General features: G+C 49.3%; 25 protein-coding genes. 9 read left to right on the forward strand and 16 right to left on the reverse strand.

Features of this window, described 5'->3' with window-relative positions; all coding sequences use genetic code 11:
* Positions 1-29 precede the first annotated feature (29 nt).
* From LAT77_RS10865 to hemJ, 4 genes are all read right to left on the reverse strand, one after another.
* Positions 30-1,724: an NAD-dependent malic enzyme gene (locus LAT77_RS10865; protein ID WP_290564587.1), complete on the reverse strand. Its 1,695-nt coding sequence runs from the start codon at positions 1,722-1,724 to the stop codon at positions 30-32.
* A 114-nt stretch (positions 1,725-1,838) separates the two neighbouring features.
* On the reverse strand, positions 1,839-3,122 hold the full coding sequence (gene hemL / locus LAT77_RS10870; RefSeq protein ID WP_290564588.1) for a glutamate-1-semialdehyde 2,1-aminomutase: 1,284 nt from the start codon (positions 3,120-3,122) through the stop codon (positions 1,839-1,841).
* Positions 3,123-3,136: 14 nt separating this feature from the next.
* Positions 3,137-4,150 carry an aspartate carbamoyltransferase gene (locus LAT77_RS10875; protein ID WP_290564626.1) on the reverse strand — a complete coding sequence of 338 codons (1,014 nt, stop codon included), beginning with the start codon at positions 4,148-4,150 and terminating at the stop codon, positions 3,137-3,139.
* Positions 4,151-4,222: 72 nt separating this feature from the next.
* A complete protein-coding gene (gene hemJ / locus LAT77_RS10880; RefSeq protein WP_290564589.1) occupies positions 4,223-4,660 on the reverse strand; it encodes a protoporphyrinogen oxidase HemJ in 438 nt (145 codons plus the stop codon).
* 86 nt (positions 4,661-4,746) lie between these two features.
* Here hemJ and LAT77_RS10885 point away from each other — a divergent pair, with 86 nt between their 5' ends.
* The 4 genes from LAT77_RS10885 to pepQ all read left to right on the forward strand — a co-directional run bounded on the left by LAT77_RS10885 (position 4,747) and on the right by pepQ (position 7,976).
* Positions 4,747-5,460: a DUF6776 family protein gene (locus LAT77_RS10885; RefSeq protein ID WP_290564590.1), complete on the forward strand. Its 714-nt coding sequence runs from the start codon at positions 4,747-4,749 to the stop codon at positions 5,458-5,460.
* A 69-nt stretch (positions 5,461-5,529) separates the two neighbouring features.
* The gene (gene erpA / locus LAT77_RS10890) at positions 5,530-5,877 is read left to right on the forward strand and encodes an iron-sulfur cluster insertion protein ErpA (protein WP_290564591.1); all 348 of its coding nucleotides are present in this window, start codon (positions 5,530-5,532) and stop codon (positions 5,875-5,877) included.
* Positions 5,878-6,170: 293 nt separating this feature from the next.
* Positions 6,171-6,575: a DUF3718 domain-containing protein gene (locus LAT77_RS10895; protein WP_290564592.1), complete on the forward strand. Its 405-nt coding sequence runs from the start codon at positions 6,171-6,173 to the stop codon at positions 6,573-6,575.
* Between the two features lie 99 nt (positions 6,576-6,674).
* On the forward strand, positions 6,675-7,976 hold the full coding sequence (pepQ, locus tag LAT77_RS10900; protein ID WP_290564593.1) for a Xaa-Pro dipeptidase: 1,302 nt from the start codon (positions 6,675-6,677) through the stop codon (positions 7,974-7,976).
* 13 nt (positions 7,977-7,989) lie between these two features.
* On the opposite strand, the gene LAT77_RS10905 is transcribed toward pepQ, so the two are convergent.
* Positions 7,990-9,123, reverse strand: a complete 1,134-nt coding sequence (locus LAT77_RS10905; protein ID WP_290564627.1) for an anhydro-N-acetylmuramic acid kinase — start codon at positions 9,121-9,123, stop codon at positions 7,990-7,992.
* A gap of 12 nt (positions 9,124-9,135) precedes the next feature.
* Positions 9,136-10,440 (reverse strand): peptidoglycan DD-metalloendopeptidase family protein, encoded by a 1,305-nt coding sequence (locus LAT77_RS10910; RefSeq protein WP_290564594.1) that lies wholly within the window; start codon positions 10,438-10,440, stop codon positions 9,136-9,138.
* Between the two features lie 158 nt (positions 10,441-10,598).
* Here LAT77_RS10910 and tyrS point away from each other — a divergent pair, with 158 nt between their 5' ends.
* Positions 10,599-11,798, forward strand: coding sequence for a tyrosine--tRNA ligase (gene tyrS / locus LAT77_RS10915; RefSeq protein ID WP_290564595.1), 1,200 nt, complete (start codon positions 10,599-10,601; stop codon positions 11,796-11,798).
* A gap of 20 nt (positions 11,799-11,818) precedes the next feature.
* Here tyrS and LAT77_RS10920 read toward each other — a convergent pair whose 3' ends face one another.
* Genes LAT77_RS10920 through LAT77_RS10945 form a run of 6 tightly spaced genes read right to left on the reverse strand, consistent with a single transcriptional unit; the run spans position 11,819 to position 18,518 of the window.
* Complete coding sequence (locus LAT77_RS10920; protein ID WP_290564596.1) at positions 11,819-12,631, reverse strand: symmetrical bis(5'-nucleosyl)-tetraphosphatase; 813 nt, start codon at positions 12,629-12,631, stop codon at positions 11,819-11,821.
* A gap of 8 nt (positions 12,632-12,639) precedes the next feature.
* Positions 12,640-13,014, reverse strand: coding sequence for a Co2+/Mg2+ efflux protein ApaG (apaG, locus tag LAT77_RS10925; RefSeq protein WP_290564597.1), 375 nt, complete (start codon positions 13,012-13,014; stop codon positions 12,640-12,642).
* Positions 13,011-13,823, reverse strand: coding sequence for a 16S rRNA (adenine(1518)-N(6)/adenine(1519)-N(6))-dimethyltransferase RsmA (rsmA, locus tag LAT77_RS10930; protein ID WP_290564598.1), 813 nt, complete (start codon positions 13,821-13,823; stop codon positions 13,011-13,013). The genes apaG and rsmA overlap by 4 nt, the downstream gene beginning before the upstream one ends.
* A complete protein-coding gene (gene pdxA / locus LAT77_RS10935; protein ID WP_290564599.1) occupies positions 13,820-14,836 on the reverse strand; it encodes a 4-hydroxythreonine-4-phosphate dehydrogenase PdxA in 1,017 nt (338 codons plus the stop codon). Before pdxA ends, rsmA begins: the two co-directional genes overlap by 4 nt.
* Positions 14,837-14,842: 6 nt before the next feature.
* Positions 14,843-16,126, reverse strand: a complete 1,284-nt coding sequence (gene surA / locus LAT77_RS10940) for a peptidylprolyl isomerase SurA (protein ID WP_290564600.1) — start codon at positions 16,124-16,126, stop codon at positions 14,843-14,845.
* A gap of 10 nt (positions 16,127-16,136) precedes the next feature.
* On the reverse strand, positions 16,137-18,518 hold the full coding sequence (locus tag LAT77_RS10945) for an LPS assembly protein LptD (protein WP_290564601.1): 2,382 nt from the start codon (positions 18,516-18,518) through the stop codon (positions 16,137-16,139).
* A gap of 122 nt (positions 18,519-18,640) precedes the next feature.
* Between LAT77_RS10945 and LAT77_RS10950 the strand changes: the two genes are divergently transcribed.
* Both LAT77_RS10950 and murU read left to right on the forward strand, forming a co-directional pair.
* On the forward strand, positions 18,641-19,699 hold the full coding sequence (locus LAT77_RS10950) for a phosphotransferase (protein ID WP_290564602.1): 1,059 nt from the start codon (positions 18,641-18,643) through the stop codon (positions 19,697-19,699).
* Positions 19,700-19,734: 35 nt separating this feature from the next.
* On the forward strand, positions 19,735-20,436 hold the full coding sequence (gene murU, locus LAT77_RS10955) for an N-acetylmuramate alpha-1-phosphate uridylyltransferase MurU (RefSeq protein ID WP_367118152.1): 702 nt from the start codon (positions 19,735-19,737) through the stop codon (positions 20,434-20,436).
* On the opposite strand, the gene LAT77_RS10960 is transcribed toward murU, so the two are convergent.
* Both LAT77_RS10960 and LAT77_RS10965 read right to left on the reverse strand, forming a co-directional pair.
* On the reverse strand, positions 20,433-21,095 hold the full coding sequence (locus tag LAT77_RS10960) for a pseudouridine synthase (protein ID WP_290564604.1): 663 nt from the start codon (positions 21,093-21,095) through the stop codon (positions 20,433-20,435). The two genes, murU and LAT77_RS10960, sit on opposite strands and share 4 nt — an antisense overlap.
* 149 nt (positions 21,096-21,244) lie before the next feature.
* Positions 21,245-23,230 carry a TonB-dependent siderophore receptor gene (locus LAT77_RS10965; protein ID WP_290564605.1) on the reverse strand — a complete coding sequence of 662 codons (1,986 nt, stop codon included), beginning with the start codon at positions 23,228-23,230 and terminating at the stop codon, positions 21,245-21,247.
* 127 nt (positions 23,231-23,357) lie between these two features.
* Here LAT77_RS10965 and LAT77_RS10970 point away from each other — a divergent pair, with 127 nt between their 5' ends.
* Entirely contained in the window at positions 23,358-23,753 is a 396-nt protein-coding gene (locus LAT77_RS10970) for a MerR family transcriptional regulator (RefSeq protein WP_290564606.1), read from the forward strand.
* 206 nt (positions 23,754-23,959) lie between these two features.
* Positions 23,960-25,357: a PhoH family protein gene (locus LAT77_RS10975; RefSeq protein ID WP_290564607.1), complete on the forward strand. Its 1,398-nt coding sequence runs from the start codon at positions 23,960-23,962 to the stop codon at positions 25,355-25,357.
* Positions 25,358-25,361: 4 nt separating this feature from the next.
* Here LAT77_RS10975 and ruvX read toward each other — a convergent pair whose 3' ends face one another.
* Entirely contained in the window at positions 25,362-25,778 is a 417-nt protein-coding gene (ruvX, locus tag LAT77_RS10980) for a Holliday junction resolvase RuvX (RefSeq protein ID WP_290564608.1), read from the reverse strand.
* Positions 25,779-26,363, reverse strand: a complete 585-nt coding sequence (locus LAT77_RS10985; protein ID WP_290564609.1) for a YqgE/AlgH family protein — start codon at positions 26,361-26,363, stop codon at positions 25,779-25,781.
* Positions 26,364-26,373 lie beyond the last annotated feature (10 nt).

Below are 26,373 nucleotides of genomic sequence, written 5' to 3' on the forward strand. Positions count from 1 at the left end.
AGCGTGACCTGTAACCGGATCTTTTAGCGTTAAATACTGACTCGTTTGTATTGACGATATTCTGCCTGCCAGAAATTGTTGTCGATTCGCTGGCGGAACGTGTCGTCCTCAAGCTCTAGCGCATGACCTTGTTGTTGAGCGACTTTGCCGACAGCGAAGGCTATTTCTTTACTGAGTGCGGCAATTTCTGTGATTGCCGGCAATAGGTGACTGGATAAGCCGCGAACTTGCGGCGAATGTTCAGCCAATGTTCTGCTCGCAGCCATCAGCATTTCTTCGGTAATTCGATTCGCTTTTACCGCCAAGACACCAAGCCCAATACCGGGGAAAATGTAACTGTTATTGCATTGCGCGATTGGGTAAGTCTTGCCCTCATAATGAACCGGCGCAAATGGACTTCCAGTCGCAATAATAGCTTTTCCTTGGGTCCAACGAACCACGTCATTCGGATCGGCTTCAACGCGTCGCGACGGATTCGAAAGCGGGAAAATAATGGGCTCGGGCGTATATTGCTGCATGGCATTGACCACCTGCTCGGTGAATAAACCCGGTTGCCCAGAAACACCAATGAGGACCGTCGGTTGAGCGCAATGCATGACATCCAGTAGCGACGGATAATCACCACTAAACTGCCAGTGTTGAACCACGGATTGAGGCTGCACTAAAGCTTCTTGGAAGTCGCGCAAATCAGCCATTCCTTCGCATAAGAGGCCAAAGCGGTCGACCATGAAAATACGCGCTTTCGCTTCTTCACGACTCAAGCCTTCAGCGCACATGTGCGAAATAATGTGCTCGGCGATACCGCAACCAGCGGAGCCAGAGCCGACAAAGACAACTTTCTGCTCCGAAAGCTTTTCACCTTTGCTCTGACAGGCCGCAAGCAACGATCCGGCGGTGACTGCTGCAGTTCCCTGAATATCGTCATTAAAGCAGCACACTTGATCTTGATAACGTTTCAAAATGGGCATCGCCGTTTGTTGGGCGAAATCCTCAAATTGAATCATCACATTGGGCCAACGGCGTTTGACGGCATGAATAAACTTGTCGATAAAGGCGTCGTACTCGTCACCGGTAATGCGCTTGTGTCGCGCTCCCATATACATGGGATCATTGAGCAACTTCTCATTATTGGTACCGACGTCAAGCATGACCGGCAGGGTATAGGCTGGACTGATACCACCACACGCGGTGTAAAGTGACAGTTTGCCGATAGGAATACCCATACCACCGATACCTTGGTCACCTAAGCCCAAAATGCGCTCGCCATCAGTGACCACGATCACCTTGACGTTGCGTTTGGTCGCATTGCGAAGGATATCGTCCATTTGCTCGCGTTCGGCATAAGAAATGAATAGGCCTCGGGAACTGCGGTAAATATCGGAAAACTTCTCGCACGCGTCACCAACTGTCGGGGTGTAAATAATCGGCATCATTTCTTCAAGATGTGACGACACTAAGCGATGAAACATGGTTTCGTTATTGTCTTGAATGGCGCGCAAATAAATATGCTTATTCAGTGGTGTATCGAAGCTTTGGTACTGCATGTACGCACGGCTGACTTGCTCTTCGATGGTTTCATAGCGCGGTGGCAGTAAGCCAGTGAGATTAAAGGCGATACGCTCGTCACGAGTAAAGGCACTGCCTTTATTTAAAAGAGGTGTTTCTAATAGCGACGGTCCAGCGTGAGGGATATAAAGAGGACCTTTCTCAACGTTTTGACTCATGCGTACTCCAACAACTGAATAAAATACATGTGCGACAAAATAAAACTGCCAGCCGGATAGTGTAGCACTTTCCGTCGCTGGCAGTGATTAGACCGCGAAAATTCTTCCGTTTGCTCACTTTAACAAACTGAAGGCTCGCTCAGCGGCTTGCAATGTTTCTTCGATGTCGGTTGCGGTGTGTGCGAGTGACATAAAGCCAGCCTCATAGGCACTTGGGGCTAAGTACACACCACGATGTAACATCTCATGATAGAAGGTACGGAAGTGCTCCATATTACAATGCGTGGCTTGCTCGTATGTGGTCACTTTCTCTACATCAGTAAAAAAGAACCCAAACATGCCGCCCGCTTGACTGGTTGTAAACGGAACGCCTTTAGCATCAGCGATTTCTTGTAGTCCTGAAGTAAGTTCAGTCACTAAGGTCTTGAGTTGCGCGTAAATACTACTGTCGTGCAATAAGTTCAATGCCGCCAGACCTGCGGCCATGGCGACCGGGTTGCCGGACAAGGTACCTGCTTGGTAAACCGGGCCGACAGGGGCGATAAAGTCCATAATCTCGCGCTTGCCACCGAAGGCTCCCACCGGCATACCACCACCAATAACTTTACCTAAGCAGGTTAAATCAGGTTTGACACCAAAAAACTCTTGAGCACCACCGCGACTAACGCGGAAACCGGTCATGACTTCGTCAAAAATCAGGACACTATTGTATTCGTCACAGACAGCACGCAGACCTTCGAGAAAACCAGGCTCTGGCAAAATGCAGTTCATGTTGCCGGCAACCGGCTCAACAATAATACAAGCAATTTGGTCGCCCACTTCGGCAAAGATCTGCCGAACTTCATCGAGATTATTGTAACTGACGGTGAGCGTATGTTTAGCAAAGTCTTCCGGAATACCTGGTGAATTCGGCACGCCGAGGGTTAAAGCGCCAGACCCGGCTTTCACCAGTAACGCATCAGCATGGCCGTGGTAACAGCCTTCAAACTTAAGGATTTTGTCCCGGCCAGTATAACCACGAGCAAGACGAATAGCGCTCATGGTTGCTTCCGTCCCCGAGTTCACCATGCGTACTTTCTCAATCGACGGCACCATGGAAATAACTTTCTCCGCCATCGTGATCTCGATCGCTGTTGGCGTACCGAAACTCAACCCGCGCTCCGCTGCTTCGATGGCCGCATCACGAATTTCCGGGTGGTTATGGCCCAAAATCATCGGCCCCCAAGAGCCGATGTAGTCGATATAACGATTACCATCAACGTCAAATAAATAAGCGCCTTGCGCCCGCTCGATAAACAGCGGTGTACCACCGACGCCTTTAAATGCGCGAACGGGCGAGTTCACCCCACCAGGAATATAGTCTTGGGCTCTTTTAAATAGATCTTCAGAACGAGACATGCGTCACAACCTCTTTAATTAATGGCTTTGTCGCTATACCAAATCACATCGGTATCGTAGCGGCTAACTAGGTGTTCAACGCCGAGTGTTGCGGCGAAGAGGGCCATACGAATGAGAACACCATTATCCGCTTGACGGAAAATAGCTAAATTCGGGTTTTGGTTTAAGTCATTATCAAGTTCGTTTGCCTCAGCGCGCGAATCACGTGGTAACGGGTGCATAATTACCGTGTTAGGCTTGTAATGACGGGTATATATTTCGCTGTTCAAACGGAAGCGGCCACGATATTGTTCCGCTTCTTCGAGGCTATTGAAACGTTCTTGCTGAATGCGGGTTTGATAGACAATGTCCGCATCCAGAGAGCCGCTTAATTCTGATGTGTTGATCACCTGATGGCCGGCATTGGTAAGGGCATCACAGATTGACTGTGGCATCGCCAACTCGGGCGGTGAAATCAGGGTTAAGCGCACGTTCTTAAACATACACAATAGCTTCGAAAGAGAATGTACGGTACGGCCGTATTTGAGATCACCGAGCATGCAAATATGCATTCCATCGATGCTGCCACCGTGATGGGCAAGCTCTTTCTCGATGGTGTACAAATCAAGTAGCGCTTGAGTGGGGTGTTCATTGGCACCATCGCCACCGTTAATCACCGGGACGCGACTGCCTTCAGCAAATTCAGTGACTGAGCCAGCTTTTGGATGGCGCATGGCAATGATGTCGCTATAACTTGAAAGTACGCGCGCAGTGTCATAGAGCGACTCACCTTTGGCTAATGCTGAGCTTTCCATGCCGGTCGTTTCACGCACTTCGCCACCGAGCAAATTGAACGCCGTACCGAAACTAATCCGGGTTCGCGTGGAAGGCTCAAAAAAGAGGTTGCCAAGAATCGCGCCGTCGAGCACGCGCGTGCGTTTACGGCGGTGGGCATACGGTTCCATTTGGTCCGCAATACGAAAAATGTGTTCAATTGCATCGCGGTCAAATTGGTCAACCGAGAGAATGTTAGCTCCGGTAAATTTCATCATCAGTGGCGTTTCCGACGTAAGTGGCTGATGGCCGCAAAGCATACCAGAAAGAGCGGCATGGCACAGCCTCTAGGGTTTTAAAACAGCTAAAATAATGATCGCGAACAAGAGAATAACCGGCATTTCGTTGAACCAACGGAACCATCGTCCAGAACGCGTCACTTGGTCATCACGAAATTGCTTGAGTAGGCGAAAGCAATATAAATGATAGATAACGAGCACTGCGACTAAAAGTAACTTCCAATGCATCCATGTACTAAACTGCAACCATGCGCTGCCATAGAGTACAATCAGGCCAGTGCCAAAAATAATCGTTAAGACCATGAATGGCGTGACGAAATAAAGTAACCTACGCTCCATGATTTTTAATTGCGCGTGTACTTTGGGTTCAACGGACTCAGCATGGTAAACAAAAAGCCGCGGCAAATAGAAGATGCCAGCAAACCAAGCCACCATGAAAATCAGGTGTAGGGCTTTAAACCATTGTACCCAAAGTAATTCGTTCATGTTTATCCTCAAAGCTGTGCCTAGTGAATCGGTAACAATGTAGCATACCGCGCAGCTGCTCGACAGTCAGCAAAAAGGGGTGGTGTTTGCCATACTATTTTAGGTTTTTAGTTTCTAATAAACGTCGTACTGCGGTTACGCTCGGGTTACTTGTTAGTTTAATCGTGCTGGGTTTCATGCTCGGTAATACGCGTGGACTCTATCTTGAGCAGCAAACGCGTCTCTTGGATAACCAAAAGGTCAATTTACAGCAGACTATTTATCAACTTGAATATCGGAACAATATTCTTGCGGTTGAACTTGATGTTGAGCGAGCGGCGAATCGTTCATTGCTACAAGAACTGCGCACGGCTCAAGAAGAGATCAACCAGACTCGTCGTGAGTTAGCATTTTATCAACGGGTGCTGGCGCCAGAGCTTGACGCCGAGGGTATCACCATTGACTCCGTGCTCGTTCGCACGATACCGGCTACAGACAGTTATTATTTCCGGGTTATCTTGCTCCATACCGAACGTTTGCAACAACTTGTTCGCGGGCGCATGGAGGTCATTGTTCGTGGTCAGCAGGACGGGCAGCGGACGGAATTAAATGTACTCGAATTGAGTGGAGCGGAAAGCTCAAGTGTTGAGTTCGCTATGAGCTATTTTTCATTACAAGAAGCGACCTGGACTTTTCCAGCCAATTTTAACCCTGAATCGTTCGTGATCAGAGTCCGCTCAAGTGCAGGACAGCAAACTGAGCGCCAGTTTCCGTGGGGTGAATTACTGAGTAGTGCTGAAGAAATCGACGACGAGAGTTGATTCGAAGGTCGCCATCAGCGACAATATGCCCCCGAATTTGTAGTTTAAGATAGAAGTGGAGCGACCGCGATGAGTGCTGTAGAACAGGCCATGCCAATTGAATTCTCAGAAGCAGCTGCAATCCGCGTGCGGACGTTAATTGCTGATGAAGAAAATCCGAACCTGAAGCTGCGCGTCTTTGTGACTGGTGGTGGTTGTTCAGGTTTTCAATATGGGTTCACCTTCGATGAGAAAGTAAATCCAGGTGACATGGAAATTCCCAAAGAAGGTGTCACCTTGGTGGTTGATCCGATGAGCCTGCAATATCTGGTTGGTGGCGTCGTTGATTATGAAGAAGGCCTACAAGGCGCTCGATTTTTCGTTAACAACCCAAATGCGACGACAACCTGCGGCTGTGGCTCCTCATTCTCTGTTTGATCTAGCGCATACGCGCACTCGAAAGAATCAGACAGCTTGCATAGAGTTGTTGTAAAAACGTACAACTGATAAGTCCTTCAAACGTATAGCCCTGATCCAAGCTCAGGGCTTTTTTTTATTCGTTTTGCTATAAATCCGCATAGAAAACCCCTTGATTTTAACAATTTTAATACACAAAAAGACTTGCCATTCCATCGTCGAAACGAAAAAATGACCAACGATTTCTTGAAGCATGCGCTGAACTTCCGAATGCGCGATGACTTCAGTTCAAGAATTCTTTTCAAAGGCATACTATGAACCGTTGGTTAGTTTTAGCGAGTGCAGGTTGGTTTGCGGTGAATGGGGTGACAGCTCCAGTCGCGAAACAAACGACGTTGCAGGGTGAAGAACTTGCTCGCCAAATTTGCTTTCTCATTAGCGCTGACGATCGCCGAGAATTCCAAGCGTTAATCAACCGTAGTAATCTGCGCTTGAATAATCTTTTTAACTCTGTGCGTTGCAATGGTTACACGCTGCTTCAGTTTGCCGTTACTGCAGAAGCGCTAGAAGTGGGGTCCTTACTTGCTCGTAGTTTACCTTCGCGAATGATTATGGAACCAGATCACAACGGCCGCACTATCTTTCAGTGGGCAGAAACCACCGGCTACGACAGTTCGCAGATTATTCAAGCGTTACGCCAAAGACTCCCTAGCATTTAACCTTCGCTCCTGCTTTGCTACACTGTCACCGAACGTGCTCAGCCGCGCGGCGGCTGACGTTATTCCTCGCTGAAAAATGCGGTCATCATGAGAGGGTGTATGAGCCATTACTCGCAACATTTAGACTATGTGAAGCATCAATTCGATCGTGCATTAGCAGCAAACGGATTTGATGCAGTTTTAATTGCCGCCGGCCAACCAGCGTACGCATTTCTAGACGACAATGCCTATCCCTATCGCGTGAACCCGCTGTTTAAGTACTGGTTGCCGATCACGGCTAGTCCGAAAAGCTTCATCTACTATAAGTCCGGTGAAACGCCAAAGTTATTTCTTTATCAGGCGCGCGACTTCTGGCATTCCACACCCAAACTGCCGCCAGGTGAGTGGCAAGATAATTTCGATATCACCATTATTGATAACGTTGAAACCGTGGTGTTATCACTGGGTAATGCAGTAAAGACAACGGCATTTATTGGCGAGGTACACGCTCCAGCCGATAGTTGGGGTCTCTCGGCGTATAACCCGGAGTCGTTGATCGACTTTATTCACTACCACCGGGCGGTGAAAACGGAATGGGAACTGCAGAATATGCGCAAGGCCAACGTCCTCGCCGCTCGTGGCCATAATGCGGCACGAGACGCGTTTTTCGCTGGTAAATCTGAGCTTGAAATTCATGCGGCCTACTTAGCTGCGATGAAGTGCCGGGAAACCGAGACACCTTATAATAGTATTGTCGCCCTCAACCAAAACGGCGCAACGCTGCATTATGACGTGTATGACAATGACGCCCCAGCAGAACATCGGTCGTTTCTGATTGACGCTGGTGCATATTACAACGGTTATTGTGCCGATATTACGCGCAGCTATGCGGGTAAAGACGGTTTCTACGCGGAGCTAGTAGCGGCAGTCGACGCTGCTGAGCAAGCGATCATTAAGCAGATTAAACCTGGCGTATCTTATTACGATTTGCACGTTGAGACGCATCGGATGATTGCGCAAATTCTTGCTGATTTTGGCTTCTTCAAAGTCGACGCAGAGACCATTTATCAACGCGGCTACACCCGTCCATTTTTCCCTCACGGCTTAGGTCATTTTATTGGCTTGCAAGTGCACGATGTTGGTGGCTACTTGAAATCGGAAAATGGCGATACGTTCGAACGGGACGCATCTCATCCGTTCCTGCGGTTACGTCGAGAGCTGGCCGAGGGGCAAGTCTTCACAATTGAACCGGGTATTTACGTGATAGATCAATTGCTGGAAGCATTCGATGGCAATGAAGAATTTAATTGGAATCGCATTGCTGAACTACGGCCTTACGGCGGTGTTCGCATTGAAGACAGTGTTGTAGTCACAGCGGATGGATACGAAAACATCACTCGGGACGCCTTTGCCAGTCTCTAATGGTTGCTAAGGACTAGCCTGCTGGGAAGTGGGCACCGAGAATTGACGCTTTAGAAGCACCAGTTACCTTGCTTAGGTCTGGTGCTTTTTTGTGGCGATGACACCAAGCCAACCAAGCGAACAGTGCACCTTCAACCCAGTCAGGATCAACCCCAAGGCTTGCTGTGCTTTGCCATGTAGGGGTTGGCAAGAGTGCCGCACAGCGGCTGAGCAAATGTTGATTATGCACACCGCCGCCGCATACATAGACGTCGTCGATGGTGAGTTGGTGTTGCTCCGCCGTTACTGCGATCGCGGAGCATAATGATTGTGCTGTAAGCTCAGCCAACGTCGCTTGCACATCCTCAGGTTGAATCGCGGAGAAATGCTCCAAGGCACGATGTAACCACTGCGGGGTAAAATACTCGCGACCGGTACTTTTCGGTGCTGCTTTGGCAAAATAAGAGTCGCTGAGGAGTAATTGCAATAATTGTGGATGCACTTGCCCACTTGCCGCCCAATGGCCATTAACATCGTAATGTTGTTGATGATGACGATAAATCCAGTCATCCATTAAGGTGTTCCCGGGGCCGCTATCAAAGCCAATGACAGCGCCACTGAGGTCGGCAGGTAACAAGGTCAGGTTGGTGATGCCGCCGATATTAACAATGACTCGATTGCTTTGCGGTGAACGAAACACGGTTTCGTGGAAGGCTGGCGCGAGAGGGGCGCCTTGACCACCGAGGGCAATATCCTTCTGGCGGAACTGAGCAATCACATCAATTCCGGTTAATGCCGCAAGTGTATGCGGGCAGCCGAGTTGCAAGGTAAAACCGGGCGATAAATCTGGATGATGGCGCACGGTCTGGCCATGACTACCAATAGCAGTGACCGCGTCGGTACTGATTTGTTCTTGTTTCAGTAGATGCAGTACACCCTCAGCAGCCGTCTGCGCAAATAGACGATCTGCAGTACCGTAACGCACCAGTTCATTGGTTCCGGGGGTGCACAGTTGCTGGCAGAGCTTCCGCAGTGGCAGCGGCAGCGGCCAATTGATTGCTGCACGATGATGCACATCACCATCGGTGTTGATGGCGACGAGGACGATATCGAGAGCATCTAGGCTCGTGCCAGAAAGAATGCCAAGATAGAGCTCGTCCTGTTTCATCGTCACACGGCTTTATTCAGCATAAGCGAGGTAGAAGCGTTTACGCCCTTCTATCATCGCCATACGTTCTTCGACGAGCAGGTTAAAGACCGGCATTTCTTCTCTTGGTAACGATGGTGCTTCGGGTAAGTTCACCGTTCGTGGATTACGGTGGGTACCGTCAACAAGGAATTCATAATGTAAATGTGGGCCGGTGACTCGCCCGGTTGCACCGACTTGGCCAATGACTTGGCCTTGACGAACACGGTCACCTTTTTGCACCGAGCGACGATGAAGGTGCAAGTACTTGGTCATGTAACGCTCGCCGTGTTGAATGAAAATATAGTGTCCGTTCAAGTTGTTATAGGCACTCTCAACAACGCGACCATCACCGGAGGCCATAACCGGCGTTCCAACTGGGGCGGCGTAATCAATCCCGCGGTGCGGCGCGACACGACCGGTGACCGGATGTAAGCGACGTGGGTTGAATTCAGAGCTGACTCGGTTGAATGCAACCGGAGCGCGCAAGAAGGATTTACGCAGGCTGCGACCGGCTTCTGTGTAGTAACTGCCATTTTCATGCAGAACTGCTGTGAATCGCTCGCCTTGGTTAACAAATTCGGCGGCAACAATTTGCCCAGTACCAACATAATGTCCGTCAACAAATCGTTGTTCAAACAGCACGCTAAATTGATCACCGCGGCGAATATCGAGAGCGAAATCCACATCCCAACCGAATAACTCGGCAAGGCTCATAATTTGACCTTGAGTCAGACCAGCTTGGACGCCCGCATTCCAGAAATTGCTGGTGATCTCAGCATGGGCAAAGGCGAGGCGAATGTCGGTCGTTTGGGTTTCAATGGAGCTTTCGTATTGACCGTCATCGTTACGCTCAATCACTAGCGTTTCTAATTCATTGAGTCGGTAGTGTAGCGCGATCAGCTCATGGTCCTCTGAACGTGCGAAACGTAAGGTTTGTCCGGGGTGGATGCGACGAAGATTAGTCGCCCCTGAGGTTTGGGTTAATTGGTGGAGCTGACGCGCGGAAAAACCCAGACGTTGGAAGATAATGGCCATGCTGTCGCCTGAGCGAACTTCATAGTCAACCCACACTAAACCTTGCTCGTCATCTTCGGGTAATGCCGACTCGCCAAGATGCAAGTCAAGGCTGTAGCGAACGCCCGGCTCAAGCGGTTCTGCAATCGCCATATCGCGAGATGCGCTGGCCTTTTCCGACGGCCACACCATCAGAACGAGGAGAAGAATCCCGACGCAAAGAATAATAAACTGGTGACGCCTCGGTAATTTTTCTAATAGTTGTGTAACCGGCTTGACCATTTTAATTTTGAACCCCTGAACTGCATTTACCACATTATCTTAGCATTTTTTCCCAGCTTGCACATTTTTCCGCACAAACCTTTACTCAACGCTTAAAAGCATCCTACGAATCAAGTAGAATGCAGAAACGCAAAAAAGTTTCAGCGCTTGGAGTAAAAATGACCACATCTGTTCAAGAAGCATTCGAGCTAATCACTCGAGGGGTGGAAGAAGTTCTTGTCGAACAAGAGCTTATCGACAAATTAAAAGAAGGTAGGCAGCTGGTCATTAAAGCTGGCTTTGATCCGACCGCACCTGATTTACATTTGGGTCACACTGTGCTGATCAACAAACTGCGGATTTTCCAGGATCTCGGTCACAAGGTTGTTTTTCTCATCGGTGATTTTACCGGCATGATTGGTGACCCAACCGGCAAAAATGTCACGCGAAAACCGTTGAGTCGCGAGGATGTGCTCGCCAATGCTGAAACCTATAAAGAACAAGTCTTCAAAATTCTTGACCCAGCCAAAACTGAAGTTCGCTTCAACAGCGAATGGATGAATAATTTAGGCGCTGCAGGCATGATTAAATTGGCGTCGCGGCAAACGGTTGCGCGGATGCTCGAACGTGATGACTTTAAAAAGCGCTATCAAGGTGGTCAGCCGATCGCGATTCATGAATTTATCTATCCGCTTGTGCAAGGCTGGGACTCGGTTGAGTTGCGAGCCGATGTAGAAATGGGTGGAACCGACCAACGTTTTAACTTGTTGATGGGTCGTGAACTACAAAAAGAAGAAGGGCAACGCCCGCAGACCGTGATTACCGTGCCGTTACTCGAAGGCCTCGATGGTGTGCAAAAGATGTCGAAATCGTTGGGTAACTATGTCGGCATTACCGACGCACCGAACGACATGTTCGGTAAGCTGATGTCGGTTTCTGATGAATTGATGTGGAAGTACTTCGACCTATTAAGCTTCCGCCCAACCGAAGAGTTGACAGCATTGAAAGCCGAAGTGGCGGCCGGTGCAAATCCGCGCGACGCGAAAGTGCAGTTAGCCAAAGAGTTGATTGCTCGTTTTCACAGTGCTGCCGATGCAGATGCGGCGGAGCTTGACTTCATTCAACGCTTTCAGAAGAATGCAATTCCAGACGATATGCCAGAGCTAACGTTGCAGTTAGGTGAGGAACAACGTGGTTTAGCTAATGTGTTGAAGGAAGCTGGCTTGGTTGCATCAACCTCGGAAGCCATGCGCATGGTGAAACAGAAGGCCGTGCGTATTGACGGTGAGCGTGTCGACGATGCCCGTATGGTTTGTGCAACAGGTACCGCTGTGTATCAGGTCGGTAAACGCAAATTTGCCCGTATTATACTCAGTTAAGCTGATTGTAACGAACGCAGTCAGCGTTGCCACCCCGGCACGCTGACACGTGTTTTTCGCTCACAATCCCAAAGGGTTAACTGCTCGCCCCACACGCAACCGGTATCTAACGCGAGCACACTGTCATGGTTCGCTTTGCCCTCGAGGCTTGCCCAATGGCCAAAAGCAAGCTGCCACGGTGCAATCTTGAGCTGTTCAAACCAAGGTCTGAGCCCCATATCCAAAGCTTGAGCGGGTGGTGCTTTACAGGTCAGTTCGACACCATAGTCGGCTGTTAGATAGCGCATTCGCGTAAATACATTAATAAAGAAACGTAGTCGATCGATGCCGCTAAGGTCGTCGTGCCATTGCTGAGTTTCGTTACCGTACATGTGTTCCAATAAAGTCACAAACTGGCGACTGCGTAAATACAGTTCGACTTCGCTGGCATAGGCGGCAGCGTCATCGATGCGCCAATCGGGATGAATGCCTGCATGAACCATGGCGATGGCTTGGCTGCCGTCGGCGACCAAAAGTGGCTGTTTACGTAGCCAATCCACCCAAAAATCGCGATCGCGGGAATGCACGATATCCGCAGTATTATCTTTTGCATTGATGCGTTTGACCTCGGTGAATACCGCGAGGGCATGGAGGTCGTGATTGCCTAAAACGCAGCGAAATGATGAGCCTAACTCAGCCAAAAACTCGAGGGTTGCTTGGGCTTGCGGACCACGGCCGATAAGATCGCCCACAGCCCAAAGTTCGTCGGCCTTGGGATCAAAATCGACGCGTTGAAGGAGTGCTTGCAAAGGTTGTAAACAACCGTGGATGTCACCGACTATATATCGCGCCATGTTTGCTCCTAATGGAGAATATTTGGCTTCGCTAAGGTGAACATGGGAATCGGTAAGCTCCAACGTTGACCGTCTTGATCAACCATGCCATAGCTGCCTTGCATGTGCCCAACGGGCGTCTTTAAAACCGTACCACTGGTGTACGTGAATCGTTTGCCGGGATCAATTTTCGGTTGTTTACCAACGACACCGTCACCAATAACTTCTGTGGTTTTGCCGTCCGCGTCAGTAATCTCCCATTTGCGGCTGACCAACTGCACCGTTTCTTCACCATGATTGGCAATGGTAATGGTATAGGCAAAGACAAACTGATTCTGCTCCGGCTCAGATTGGTCGGGCAAATATTCAGTGGCGATAGTGACATCAATGGAATATGACTTCATATAGTTCGGTTATGCTCTGTAATCCAGTTCGCCATCGCTACAAAGTCAGCGACGGATAGAGTTTCAGGACGCGCTGCCGGATCGATACCTAGTGTTTCTAATTCATCCGCACTCATTAACTTTTTCATGTTGTTGCGCAGAGTTTTCCGGCGTTGATGAAAGGCCATATGGCAGACGTGATTAAGTGTCGCTCGATCGAGTACCGGCCATGGCGATTCAGAATAAGGGAGCAGCCGGACCACAGCAGAGTCGACCTTCGGTGCCGGGTCAAACGCTTCTGGTGGAACCTCAAGCACGGGAACCACTTCGCACGCCTGTTGAATCATGACGGTCAGGCGCCCAAACGCTTTACTTCCCGGTGCTGCGGCCATGCGCTCAATCACTTCTTTTTGTAACATGAAATGCATGTCGCTGATGGTGTTCACTTGACTCAGCAAGTGGAAGATTAGTGGTGTTGAAATATTGTACGGTAAGTTACCAAAGACGCGTAACGGTGTGCCGAGCTCCTTCGCTAAATCCGCAAAGTTAAACTTCAACGCATCGGCGCGATGGACCGTTAATTTTCCGGCAAACTCAGGTGACTTCTCGAGTCGCGAGGCTAAGTCACGGTCTAACTCGACCACATGAAGATGGCCACTGCGCTGGACAACCGGACGAGTCAAGGCGGCTAACCCCGGCCCAATTTCTAGAATAGGTTGGCCAGGTTCTGGGGCGATCGCGTCGACGATAGCGTCGATGACCATTTCGTCCTGTAAAAAGTTCTGACCAAAGCGCTTGCGAGCGCGGTGACCGTCGAGTGCTTTACTCATGTGTCAGCAGGTATCCTTTGTTTCTGGAGCTGATGTTTATTGGCCATCTGTATCGCTTGTGTCAATGCAATTCGAAAGCTGCCGGTGTCACCTTGGCCGCTGCCAGCGAGGTCAAGGGCGGTACCGTGATCAACCGATGTACGCACGAAAGGCAAACCTAGGGTAATGTTCACCGCCGCACCGAAGCCCTTGTATTTTAACACGGGCAGCCCCTGATCGTGATACATGGCCAACACCACATCCGCATTTTCAAGGTATTTAGGCTGGAAAATGGTATCAGCGGGCAGAGGTTCCGACAGGTTATAGCCAAACTCTTTGCGCAATGCCGCTAAGGTCGGTGCTATGACGTCGATTTCTTCGAAGCCCAAATGCCCGCCTTCACCGGCGTGAGGATTTAAGCCACAGACCAAAATACGAGGCTGAGCGATGGCAAACTTTTCCACTAAGTCCGTATGTAAAATATGAATCACTTGGCTTAATCGCTCGGCGGTGATCGCTTTTGAAACATACGCGAGCGGAATATGGGTGGTGACCAAAGCGACGCGCAGCCCTTCTGTGGCTAACATCATGACCACGTCTTTGCGATTCGCTTGTTGAGCGAAATATTCAGTGTGGCCACTGAAAGCAACACCGGACTGATTGATAATCCCTTTATGTACCGGCCCAGTGACAATCGCGGAAAATTCGCCAGAAAGGTTACCGACGCTGGCGCGATGCAGAGTTTCAACGACATAAGCACCATTGCGTTCGTCCAGTTGACCAGGAGTAACGGGGCAGGCTAAGGGGACGTCGCAGACGGTTACCACACCTGCTTGATGAGGCTGTGGCGCCTGATTTGCATCATAGTCACGACATTGAATGGTCAGACCCAGTTGTTCGGCTCGTTCCAGTAATAATGTTTTACTGGCACAAACGACAAGCTCAGCAGGCCAATCCTGCTGAGCAATCTGGAGCAACAAATCGGGTCCAATCCCGGCCGGCTCTCCCGGTGTTACGGCAATGCGTAAGGTCATCGGTGTTTAATCACGAAACTCAACAAACGCATTGGCGCGGATTTCTTGCAACCAGACGTCGAGCTCTTCGGCAAATTTACGACGATAGAGTAATTGTTGCGCTTGTTCGACAAAGCGTTGTTCGGTGATGTCTTGTTGACGACGTTCAAGGACCTCAACAATATGCCAGCCATGCGTGGTACGGAACGGCTCAGAAATTTCATTTACTGGTAAGCGACGAACACGGTCACGAAATTCTGGTACATAAACATCAGGAACAGCCCATTCCAGCTCACCATTACGCTGTGCAGAGCCGGTGTCGGCTGAATTCTCGGCAGCTAACTCGCCAAATGACTTCTCACCGGCCAAAATTTGCTCGCGGAATTGGTTGAGCATTTGTTGGGCACGATTATCAGAAAGAATCACTGACGGGCGAATAAGAATATGACGGGCGCGAACTTCTTCCATTGTCGCTTGCTCAACACCGCGCATGTCGGTCACTTTGAGAACATGGAAGCCAATGCCACTGCGCAGTGGGCCTACGATATCACCGGTCGTCGTACCTTGCAGCGCGTTCGCGAATAAGGTTGGCATTGCGTTTAATGAGCTCCAACCCATATCGCCCCCTTCAAGTGCGTTCGCCGCGCTTGAACTGGTAATGGCCAACTGGGCAAAGTCGTCACCTTGCTGGGCAAGCTCGACTACGCGGTCGGCACGTGAGCGAGCACCCGCTTCGTCGTCGTTACCTTGCTCGTCTTGCATGCCAATTAGAATGTGAGCAACGCGATACTCAGTGCTCTGGGTGCCTTGTTGTTTAATCAGGTCGGTTACTAAGTCAACTTCTTGCGGACTAATATAGATACGACGCTGAATGGCGGCACCTTGTACTTCACTCATCAGAATTTGATTACGAATCTCTTCACGGTACTCAGCCCATGACGCGCCACTCATTTCGATTTGTTGACGCATGGCGTCGACCGGAACGTTATTTTCCGCAGCGATACCGGCAATGGCTTGGTCAAGATATGCATCGTTAATTTGAATACCCATTCGTTCAGCCATTTGCATTTGCAGTTTTTGCAGAATCAAACGTTCTGAAGCCTGAGTACGCAAAGCGGTCTCTGACGGCATCGGTGTGTTGTTCTGCTGAATCTCGCGACGCGCCGAAGCAATCAGGCTCTCTAACTCACTTTCCAGTACGACTTGCTCGTCAACAATAATGGCGACGCGGTCCAGCAACGTTTCTGCGGTTGCGGCGGCACTCGCCAGCATGGCAACGACACCGAAAACCAAGGCTGTTATTTTTCTCATAAAACTTCCGTTAATTACTTAAATAAAATGGTCGACGATATCCAAAGATACCCTGTTGTAATAAATTCATAATGCCAGCGCCAGCGCGATTACTTAAACCAGTTAGCGAAAATTGCAAACTGACGCCATTGTCAAAGTCGGCAAGTGGTAAAGGCCCCTCACCGAAATTTAAATCATAGTTGCGGTTTACACGCCGATAAGCGCTTACTTGTATGGACCAGCAGCAACTGTCATATTGCAGACCAAATAATGCGTCCATAGTTCGATTTGTTCGCAAATCTTGATACCAATGACTCGCTAATGCCCAGTCTTGATGGATCCGCCATGAGGTGACAATCCCCACTTGTTCAACTTCTTCCGTGGTGCCCACGAGTCCGCGAACCCGACGATGGTTCAACTGTATCAAGTTACTTTCATCTTTGCGATATTCGAGTGCAACACGGCTTTTGCGGACCAGACTCAAGTCGGTATCGTATTGAATTGCTGAGCTTGCAAACCAACGTTGTGAAACCCGCAAATCAAGCTCTGCCGCTACTTCGGAGTTACTTGCCGTAATTCGACTGGTTTCGTCAAATAGCTGCGTCTGACTTTCGTCTAAATAAAGAATTTGGCCTAGACTCAAACGCATTAACTCATCAGCAGTATTGTTATAGAAACTCGTGGTTGCTCCCACCGTTACTTGATGGGCATCGGCAATCCGATCGAGGCCGGTAAAGCGACGCGGACGGAACAGACTGTTGTAATCGTCTTGCATTAAAATTGTATCATAAATGCCAATTCGCGATTGCTCTCGATGCGGCACATACAAATATTGCAGCTGCGGCGTTAACGTTTGAAAGCCGTTGCTATTGGCAAATGGTCGTTCGAGGTGAATACGACCATGCCAACGCAACTGCGGCAAATGTCGTGTGACAGATGAATCCCGATCGTCTCGTCCGCTTTGGTTGTAATGTGTGACTAAATAGCTCACATCTGCTTGCCAGTCCCACGCTGGGCGCACAAGTTGATAGCGAAGTGTTGGTTCGACATGGACACGGGTCGCAGAGTCATTGGCATCGAGAGGATTGCGAAACTGGGTCACTTCCGAAAAAACACGTAAATCGAGATGATTGGCAAGGCTCTCTTGATGCCAGCCTGAAACGCGCGGGAGTGTTCGATAAGGCGCCTGATATGGCCCTAACATTTGGAAGTCTTCAAATTGGATCTGCAAGTGCGACTGACCGCTGTGGTAGTCAAATTGGCCGCGCCGGTATAAATGCGGATCGGCACGATTGACAAAGGTACTGCCGAAATCGTTGATATAAGCTGTGTCACTCACTTGGGCAAAGTCGACGTAACCTGACCAACGCTCCGAGAGACGTGAATTTTGTTCCACACGCCAGAGCGAGCGACTATTGTCGAGGCTGCTGCGCCGATCACTGTGGAGGTAGTTGACTTCAACGACGCCGCGATGCTGCTCAGTTAAATAGCGTGTTTCGACCATACCCATAACACCGCGATCGGTCATCAGCCGAGGCGTCAGAGTAACGTCGTAGTTTGGCGCTAGATTAAAATAGTAAGGTACTTCCAGTTCCACACCGTTGCGAGCAGAGCTCCGAATCGTCGGGTAAAGCAGGCCGGATTTACGCTCGTCCGTGAGTGGGAAGCTAAACCGAGGAATATACAGCACGGGTACGTTAAACAAGCGAAATTGAGCATGATGGGCGGTGCCCCAGCTTTCATTCTCGTTCATTTCAATATTGCGCGCGGCAATTTGCCAAGCAGGGCGATCACCTGGACAGGTCGTAAAGGTACCATCGTGGAGCACGACCTGACGCTGTCCTTCAGCCATGGCTAAATCAATCTGACCCGCTCGACCATGAGCAGAGCGCGGAATAAGCAAGTACTCACTATCAATAATCGATGCGCTTTGACCCAAACTATCCGCCTGAATGTCAGCCGCACGAACGGCAATGTAGTCATCACTGAATAACAGTCCACCATCCGCTTGTAAAACCCCGGTGACATTGTCAAAGGTTGCATTGCGGGTCACCAGTCGCTGATGCCCCTGCAAAACCACAACATGACCGCGAAACCGAGCAAAACGGTTGGCGTCGAGTTGGCTGTATTCGGAAAGTACCAGTAAATCCTCATCATCAATGTCGCCATCGCGCTGGAGCGACGCGAGCGAGGGAATATCGTCGAGCCATGCAGGGTTAATCGCACAGCTGCGCAGATGCATGGGGGGTGCGTCGTTGACGGCAAGCACGGGGCGCGGACTTGTTTGCTGTGCCAATACCGATGGTGAAAGTAACAAATTGGTGATTACGACACTAGGCACAAGAAAACGCGCAGCATATTTCTTTGATAGGCTACGACGCGACTTCAGCATGAATTCCTGCTGTTCACTCATGAAAAGTTAACTATTCTTGTTTGATTCGACATGGTAAGCGTTATGATAAAGCAATTTCGTTTTCGGGGCTATTTGCTAATATGCCCAGTCAGGTTAAAAAATCAGAATTTTATGAGGTTTCCGTGGATCAACGACTGCAATTTCTCCAGCCTTGGCTGCAACAACAGCTTCAACGCTTGTTGCCACAATCCACGTTTGACGTTGAGTCATTGGCCGGCGATGCCAGTTTTAGGCGCTATTTTCGGGTTGTTGTCAGTAGTGCGGGCGCGCGACAAACGATGGTCTTGGTCGATGCGCCACCCCCTGAGTCGTTACAACCATTCATTGCGTTAGCCCATGCGTATCAGCAGCGCGGAGTGCGAACACCAGAGGTGTTAGCGTTTGACGAATCCTTGGGCGTGATGCTTTTGGAAGATTTTGGCGATACCTTGTTTGCGAGCGGTTTGAATAAGACGGTTGCGTCGTCGCGCTATCGCGCCGCGATTGATCTGCTACCACAAATTATGCAGGTGACCGAACATACAGAAGGAAGCGTGCCCGATTACGACGTCGCACTGCTCACGCGCGAGAATAGCCTTTTTCATGACTGGCTGTTAAAGACGCACCTTGGCATGGAATTATCGCCAGCAGAATCAAAATTATGGCAACGGGTAAATCAGCTTTTAATTGACAATGCGCGTGTGCAACCGCAAGTGGGTGTTCATCGTGATTATCATTCACGCAATTTGATGCTACTCGATGGAGCAGCGGAAGCTGGTGAGTTAGGGGTGATCGATTTTCAAGATGCAGTACAAGGCGCAATTACGTACGACCTAGTGTCGCTTTTGCGTGATTGTTATGTGGTCTGGCCGGACGATTTTGTTCAAGAGCAACTGCACTACGCTTATCAACGTTTCACCGCAGCCGGTCTGCTGACTGATGTTGACTTTTCGCAGTGGCAACGCTGGTTTGACTGGATGGGTCTGCAACGACATACCAAAGCAAGTGGTATTTTTGCGCGTCTCTATCACCGAGATGGCAAGGCAGGATATTTACATGATATTCCACGCACGGTTGAATACTTGGTGACGGTTTCGCGGCAATATCCGGAACTGCACGATTACTGTCAATGGCTGCAAGAGCGGGTGCAACCGGCATTAGCTGAAAAAGCTCAACAACGTGACTCGATTGGAGTGTCATAGTGGCGGAATATCATAGTCGCCAACCGAAAAAGGCCATGATCCTTGCCGCTGGGCGTGGCGAGCGGATGCGGCCGCTTACCGATCACACGCCCAAGCCGTTGCTGCAAGTGGCGAATAAAGCCTTGATTGTATGGCACATCGAAAAGCTAGCGAAACTCGGTGTCAGCGAGATTGTGATCAACACAGCTTGGTTGAGTCACGCATTAGTCGCGGCAATCGGTACTGGCAGTCAATGGGGTGTGCAGGTGCATTGGAGTCATGAACCTGCGGGCGGATTAGAGACCGCAGGTGGGGTGCTGAAGGCCTTACCTTGGTTAAGTGATGGACCCTTCTATGTGATCAACGGCGATGTTTGGTGCGACTATGATCTCGCCAAGCTGGAGCAGTGTGCACTGACTCAACAACCAGAATTGCTTGCTCATTTAGTGCTTGTTGATAATCCCGAGCATCATCCGCTCGGTGATTTTAAGTTAACAGAACAAGGACTATTGGTGTGTCGCTCAGAGGCCGAAACCGGGCTGACCTTTAGTGGTATCAGTGTTCTTAGCGCAGAGTTATTTGCACCATGGCTACATGCCACGGGTGAGCGTCTAGCCCTGCGCGACGTGTTCGCGCCAGCACTCGAGCAAGGTTTGATTTCGGCAGAATACCATCCGGGTCAATGGACCGACGTCGGTACCCCGGAGCGTTTGGAAATGCTGAATGCGCAATTAATGCAACGTGCGCCGCAAGACTAATCCCCCGATAACCTAAAGTTGGCAGGTAATTCGAATTCGAGTGCCGCACCTGTACGCGGGTGACGAAAGGCGATCCATTCGGCGTGTAGCAATAGGCGCGGCTGCTGTTTGCAATCCTCACAGCCGTAGAGACGATCGCCAATGATCGCATGCCCGAGTTGTTGCATGTGCACTCGTAATTGGTGCGAACGACCGGTTACTGGGAATAGCAAAACCTCAGTGCAATTGTCACCTAGTTTAACACGCTGATACTCGGTCAATGCCGATTTACCGTGTTCATAACAGACCATTTGCTTCGGCCGGTTCGGCCAATCACAGCGCAACGGCAATTCCACGGTGCCCGCAACGGACTCTAACTGACCATGCAGACGCGCTCGATAACGCTTCTTCACTTGCCGCTCTTGAAACTGACGCCCTAATTGCCCCTGACTAAACTTATCTAGCGCCATAATAATTAAGCCAGATGTCGCCATATCTAGGCGGTGTACAATTAAAGACGTCGGCAATACCGCTTGCACGCGTTTTTCCAAGCTGTCTTTGTGTTCCGGTGCTTTGCCAGGAACGGTGAGTAGACCTGCTGGCTTATTCAAAACAACAAGGTGTTCGTCACGATACACAATCGATAACCAAGGGGTTTGCGGCGGGTTATAAACAAACATAAAAGCCTAATAAGAGTTTCGTAACGATGATGTAGTTTATCAGAAATAAAACGGGATCAGCTTGCTCTTTCGCTTAAAAAAATTCGCATTTGTTATCGGCTTCACATCACCAATCAAACGCTTAAAAAGAAAGCCAGTGCGGATCGATCTTATGTACCAAATTTAATTCTTACACCGCCGTTGACGATGAATCCGTCATTACGTGACCAGATATCGGTTGTCCATAAACCGCTGGGAGCTCTGCTCGGTAACAATAAAGGATGCTCATCGCTTTGCTTTACGTCGAGGAGATTTTCAAGGTTAATGAACCAACTGAATCGGCCCCTAGTAACTTCTGCGAGGAAGCCGAGATGCCAATAAGGTTTTGATTCATTAATATATGGATTATCGTTGAGGCGCTGCGTGCCAGTGTAATATGCCTCAAATCCGGCTCTGAATTTGCCATGTTGTTCCCACATTGCAACAAACCCGGCTGAGTGCATTGGTGTCAAAGCAATTGAACGCTTTCTGATGCCCACAGGTGAAGATTCTGAAGAATCAAGGTAGAGGTAACTCGCTGTTAACTTTAAATCGTTCCAGTAATACCTGAGTAAAAACTCAGAGCCGCGTATTCGACTTTCCTCCGCACTGTTAACTAAACGTACTCTATCGTTGATGCCGTCGGCATTTGAATCGAACGCGGCTAAGCTCACTACATTATCAATATTTGCGGCAAATAGGGTGAGACTCGTTTCGATACTTTCATAGGTGTAGGTAAAATCGATAGAAGCTGTGTCTGCTGTTTCAGCGCTAATGTCTTGAATCGGTTCTAGTCTCGCTAATCCAGCTGCTTCAATTTCGTCGACAAAGGGTGTCGGTGCAAAATAACCTTTGCCGACTGAACCGCGAATGGTTAGCTCACCAAGGCGATACAATAATGATAACCTCGGGCTAAATTGAGAACCGAATTCGCTGTGGTCGTCGAAACGCGTACTTAGTGAGGCAGTTATTAACGGGCTGAACATGTAATCAATTTGCGAGAAGACACCGGGCACTTGATAGTTATAGTTGAAACTCGGGTATGTAGCTGAATTAAAGCGATCGTTCTGATACGCGACCCCAATTACCCAATCACTATTATCGGTATAACCCGCAAGGCTTGATTCAAGCAGATAGCTTTCATGTTCATCATTTTCTACCAAGCTACCGTAGGTGTGCTCGTGCTTTCGCTGCATCGCGGAAGCGCGTGAGTTCAATGCTAATGTATCGAATACAGGCATGGTAAAGATCATACCCGCATCTAAACGTTCTGAATCTTGGGTTTGTTGAAATGCACTTCCATCAGCAACCGTTCCGCCAGGCATGGTACCACCCGTGCGATTTTCCGACATGATACCTACTGTGGTATATAGTGTTTGCCCCCGATCTCCCTGCCAGTATAGTCGTGGCCGCGCGGTATAGCGCTCATAGCCCGGTAAATCAATCCAACCGTCGTTACTGATATCAGTGCGACTTTGGTGATGGACACCTGCGGTTATTGAGCCCTGCGCATTAACGCTAAGTGGTGTTTCAAAGTAGCTCGTAATATCTTGTCCATGTCGTGTGGTGGCATTAACCAACACTTCACCACTTGCCTTATCGTCCGGTTTTCTCGAGATTAAATTAATAACACCACCCATGGCAGAGCCACCGTACAGCGATGACGCCGAGCCTTTAATAATTTCTACGCGAGCTAAGTCTGTTGGTGGAATTTGCAATAGACCAATAGAACCGGCTTGGTTACCATAAAGCGGTAGGCCATCGGCAAGTAGCTGTGTGTAACGACCAAAGAGCCCTTGCAGCCTTATGTTTGCACTTCCGAGCGCGGGCGAGGTTGTTTGCACGCGAACGCCTCCGGTTTCCGCGACCAACATCGAGATATTACCCGGCCGCATTGCTGCTTTTTCTTCGATATCTTCGCGGTTAATCAGTTCAACTCGAATCGGTTGTTCATCGGCGATACGTCCTGACCGTGTAGCCTGAACAACCACGCGCTCAATATGGTCGTGCTCATGCTCGTGTTCATCGTCGTGTTCTTTGTCAGATGCGCTTGCTTGGTTAATAAGGAGGAACGGTATTGATAAAGACACTATGAATGCGGAACGGAATGCCAACATTGGAACACCTTTTAATAAAGAAACCTGTTCTAGCAGAGTATCTAGCTATGAAAATTTCAACGCGATACGTTGGAGCCTTCGTTGTAGTAACGCCTATACTAAAGGTTCCAGTAACAGGAAGGTCAACATGAAAATTAGCGAACTATCATACGCAAGCCAGATTGCACCGAAAACAATTCGATATTACGAAAGTATCGGTTTACTATCGTCGCCAAGCCGCGACCCTAATGGATACCGGAATTACAGCACTGAAGCTGTGGAGACGCTAATCTTCATTCGCCGATGTAAAGAATTGAACATGTCCCTAAGTGACATTAAGTGCTTAGTAGAAGCACAGCGACACCCCAAGGCTTCATGCGGCATGGTGGATGAGCTGATAGCGGGGCAGTTACGAAAAGTGCGCGAAACCCAAAAAGAACTTGCAGAACTTGAACAAACATTGTCAACACTGGCTACTTCCTGTAGCAGCGAGCAAATACAGGATTGCAGCATTTTGAATAAACTCAAAATCATATCGGTTTAACGTGGGCAAAGCGGGCGTTAGAAGCTGAAATGGAAGCCCACTAGGTTATGCACCTAATGATGCAGCCGGAAACAACAACAGCAATTCCCTTCGGGGAAATCTCGCCAGAAATCACTACCTTTTGAATTTTTTTTTGTGGAATTCATCACAGCGTCATTTTCTTGCGCTATGCTCAAAAGACAACAACAAAAAATCAGAGGTGGGCTATGCCTGAATCGATTCAGAATGAAGACCCCAAGTTCTATATTCTCGACACCAACATCCTCTTACACGAACCGCTTGCCTTTTTAAACTTTCAAGAACATAACGTTGTCATTCCCATGGTCGTCCTAGAAGAGCTCGACCACATTAAAGACCGCCAAAAGGACGTAAGCCGCGATGCTCGAGTGGCGATTCGTTCGCTCGAAGAAGCACTGCATGACGCAACTCCCGAACAAATTATCGACGGCGTGCCGCTGACCCGAATTTCCGGTGAACACCAAGCCGTGGGCCACTTATCGATTTTTCCTGACTTTCAGTTACGTCAGGCAGAGTCGGCGCTGGCGCTGAACGAAAATGACCATCGGATTATTCAAACGGCATTGCAACTACAAAAAGACAAAGCACCGGCGAAAGTGGTATTAGTTACGAAAGACATTAACATGCGCTTGAAAGCCAAAGGTGCGGGGGTGAAGTGCGTTGAAGATTATCGTACCGACCAATTAATCGATGATATCCGCCTGCTCGCTAAGGGTTTTTACCAATTCGAAGGGAATTTTTGGGATAGTGTTGGCGACGTCAAAACAGAACAAGACGGCCGTGATATCTATCATTTTATTGCCCGCGATTTGTTTCCAACGGTTTATCCAAATGAATACTTGATCGACGAAACCGAACATTTTTGTGCCCGGGTCGAAAGCTTCACCGACAGTCATGTGAAAATTCTGGATTTAGGCCGCGAGCGCTTGATGGGGATTCGCGCGTGGGGGATTAGCCCCAAGAATATCTATCAAGCGATGGGCATGCATGCTTTGCTGGATCCTAGCCAAGACTTAGTCATTTTGACCGGTCCGGCCGGATGCGGGAAAACCTTACTCGCGCTTGCCACAGCCCTTGAACAGGTGGTGGAAAAGGGCATGTACGAGAAAATTATCGTCACCCGCAATACGCCGGAAATTGCCGAATCTATCGGCTTTTTGCCGGGTACGGAAGAGGAGAAAATGGCGCCTTGGCTGGCTGCGATTACCGATTCACTGGAAGTTTTGCACAAGCACGACGAGCACATGGATGCGAGTTTAGAGTTCACGATGAAGAAAGCGAATATTCAGTTTAAATCGCTGAATTTTATGCGTGGTCGGAGTATTCAAAACGCTGTGGTCATTCTCGACGAGGCGCAGAACTTAACCGCAAGCCAGTTAAAAACGATTATTACGCGGTGCGGTGCTGGCACGAAAATTATCTGTTCGGGTAACTTGGCTCAAATCGACAGTTACTACTTAACGGCCGTTACCTCAGGCTTAACCTTTATTGTAGAGCGCTTTAAAAATTACTACGGCAGTTCGACGATGAACCTCAACGGCGTGGTGCGTTCGAGTTTGGCGCAGTATGCGGAAGAGAATCTATAACGCGTTAAACAGCCGCGTGATGGGCAAAGTAATCCTCTAAAATCACACAGGCCGCGGCACTATCGACGCGGCCTTTTTGTAGTTCCCGGAAGCCACCTCGGGCAAACAGCTCTTCACGGACACTGACCGTCGTTAAGCGCTCGTCTTGGAGGAAAATCTGCACACCAAATCGACCATGAAGTCGGTTGGCAAATTTTTTCGCACGAGCAGTCAGCGGCTGCTCGGTGCCGTCCATATTCAGTGGTAAACCGATCACGCAGAGTTCTGGTTGCCACTCTTGAATGAGTTTTTCGACGTGATCCCACTGTGGTACGCCTTCATTTGCTTTCAACGCGGGCAGTGGTGACGCAGTACCCGTGAGCGCGGTACCCACGGCAACGCCGATACTCTTTGTGCCATAATCAAAACCAAGAATGCTCACCTAGGCATGTCCTGCTTCACTCGATAACTGGCTAATATCGAACCCTAAACGCTCTGCGGCTTTTTCCCAGCGTTGACCAGTCGGTGTGTGGAAGAGTAAATCCGCGTCTGCCGGAATAGTTAACCAAGAATTATCGGCAATTTCTTCTTCTAACTGGCCTGCTTCCCAGCCGGCATACCCTAATGTGAGCAGGAAGTGCCGGGGCGCACGATCAGAACCCAAGGCTTCGAGAATATCGCGCGATGTGGTGATCATTATCTCATTACTAAGTTGTAAACTGCTACGCCAACCTTCTTGTGGAGGATGCAATACAAATCCGCGGTCGGTCGCGACCGGACCGCCGGTCAGTACATGTAAGTCTTCCAATGTCCGCGTTGTGGTCACCTCGACATCGATTTGCTCGAGTAAACTGGCGACGGTCAAACCGATCGGCTGGTTGATCACAAGCCCCATCGCACCTTCTTCATTGTGTTCGCAGACATAGGTCACGGTATGATGAAAAAACGGATCGTTTAAACCCGGCATAGCAATTAGAAAGTGATTCTGTAAGCTTTGAAACTCTGTCTTCTCTGGGGTATCGGACATTCCCCCTCCT

Origin of the sequence: Aliidiomarina sp. (assembly GCF_022565475.1) — a bacterium.
Taxonomy (GTDB): Bacteria; Pseudomonadota; Gammaproteobacteria; order Enterobacterales; family Alteromonadaceae; genus Aliidiomarina.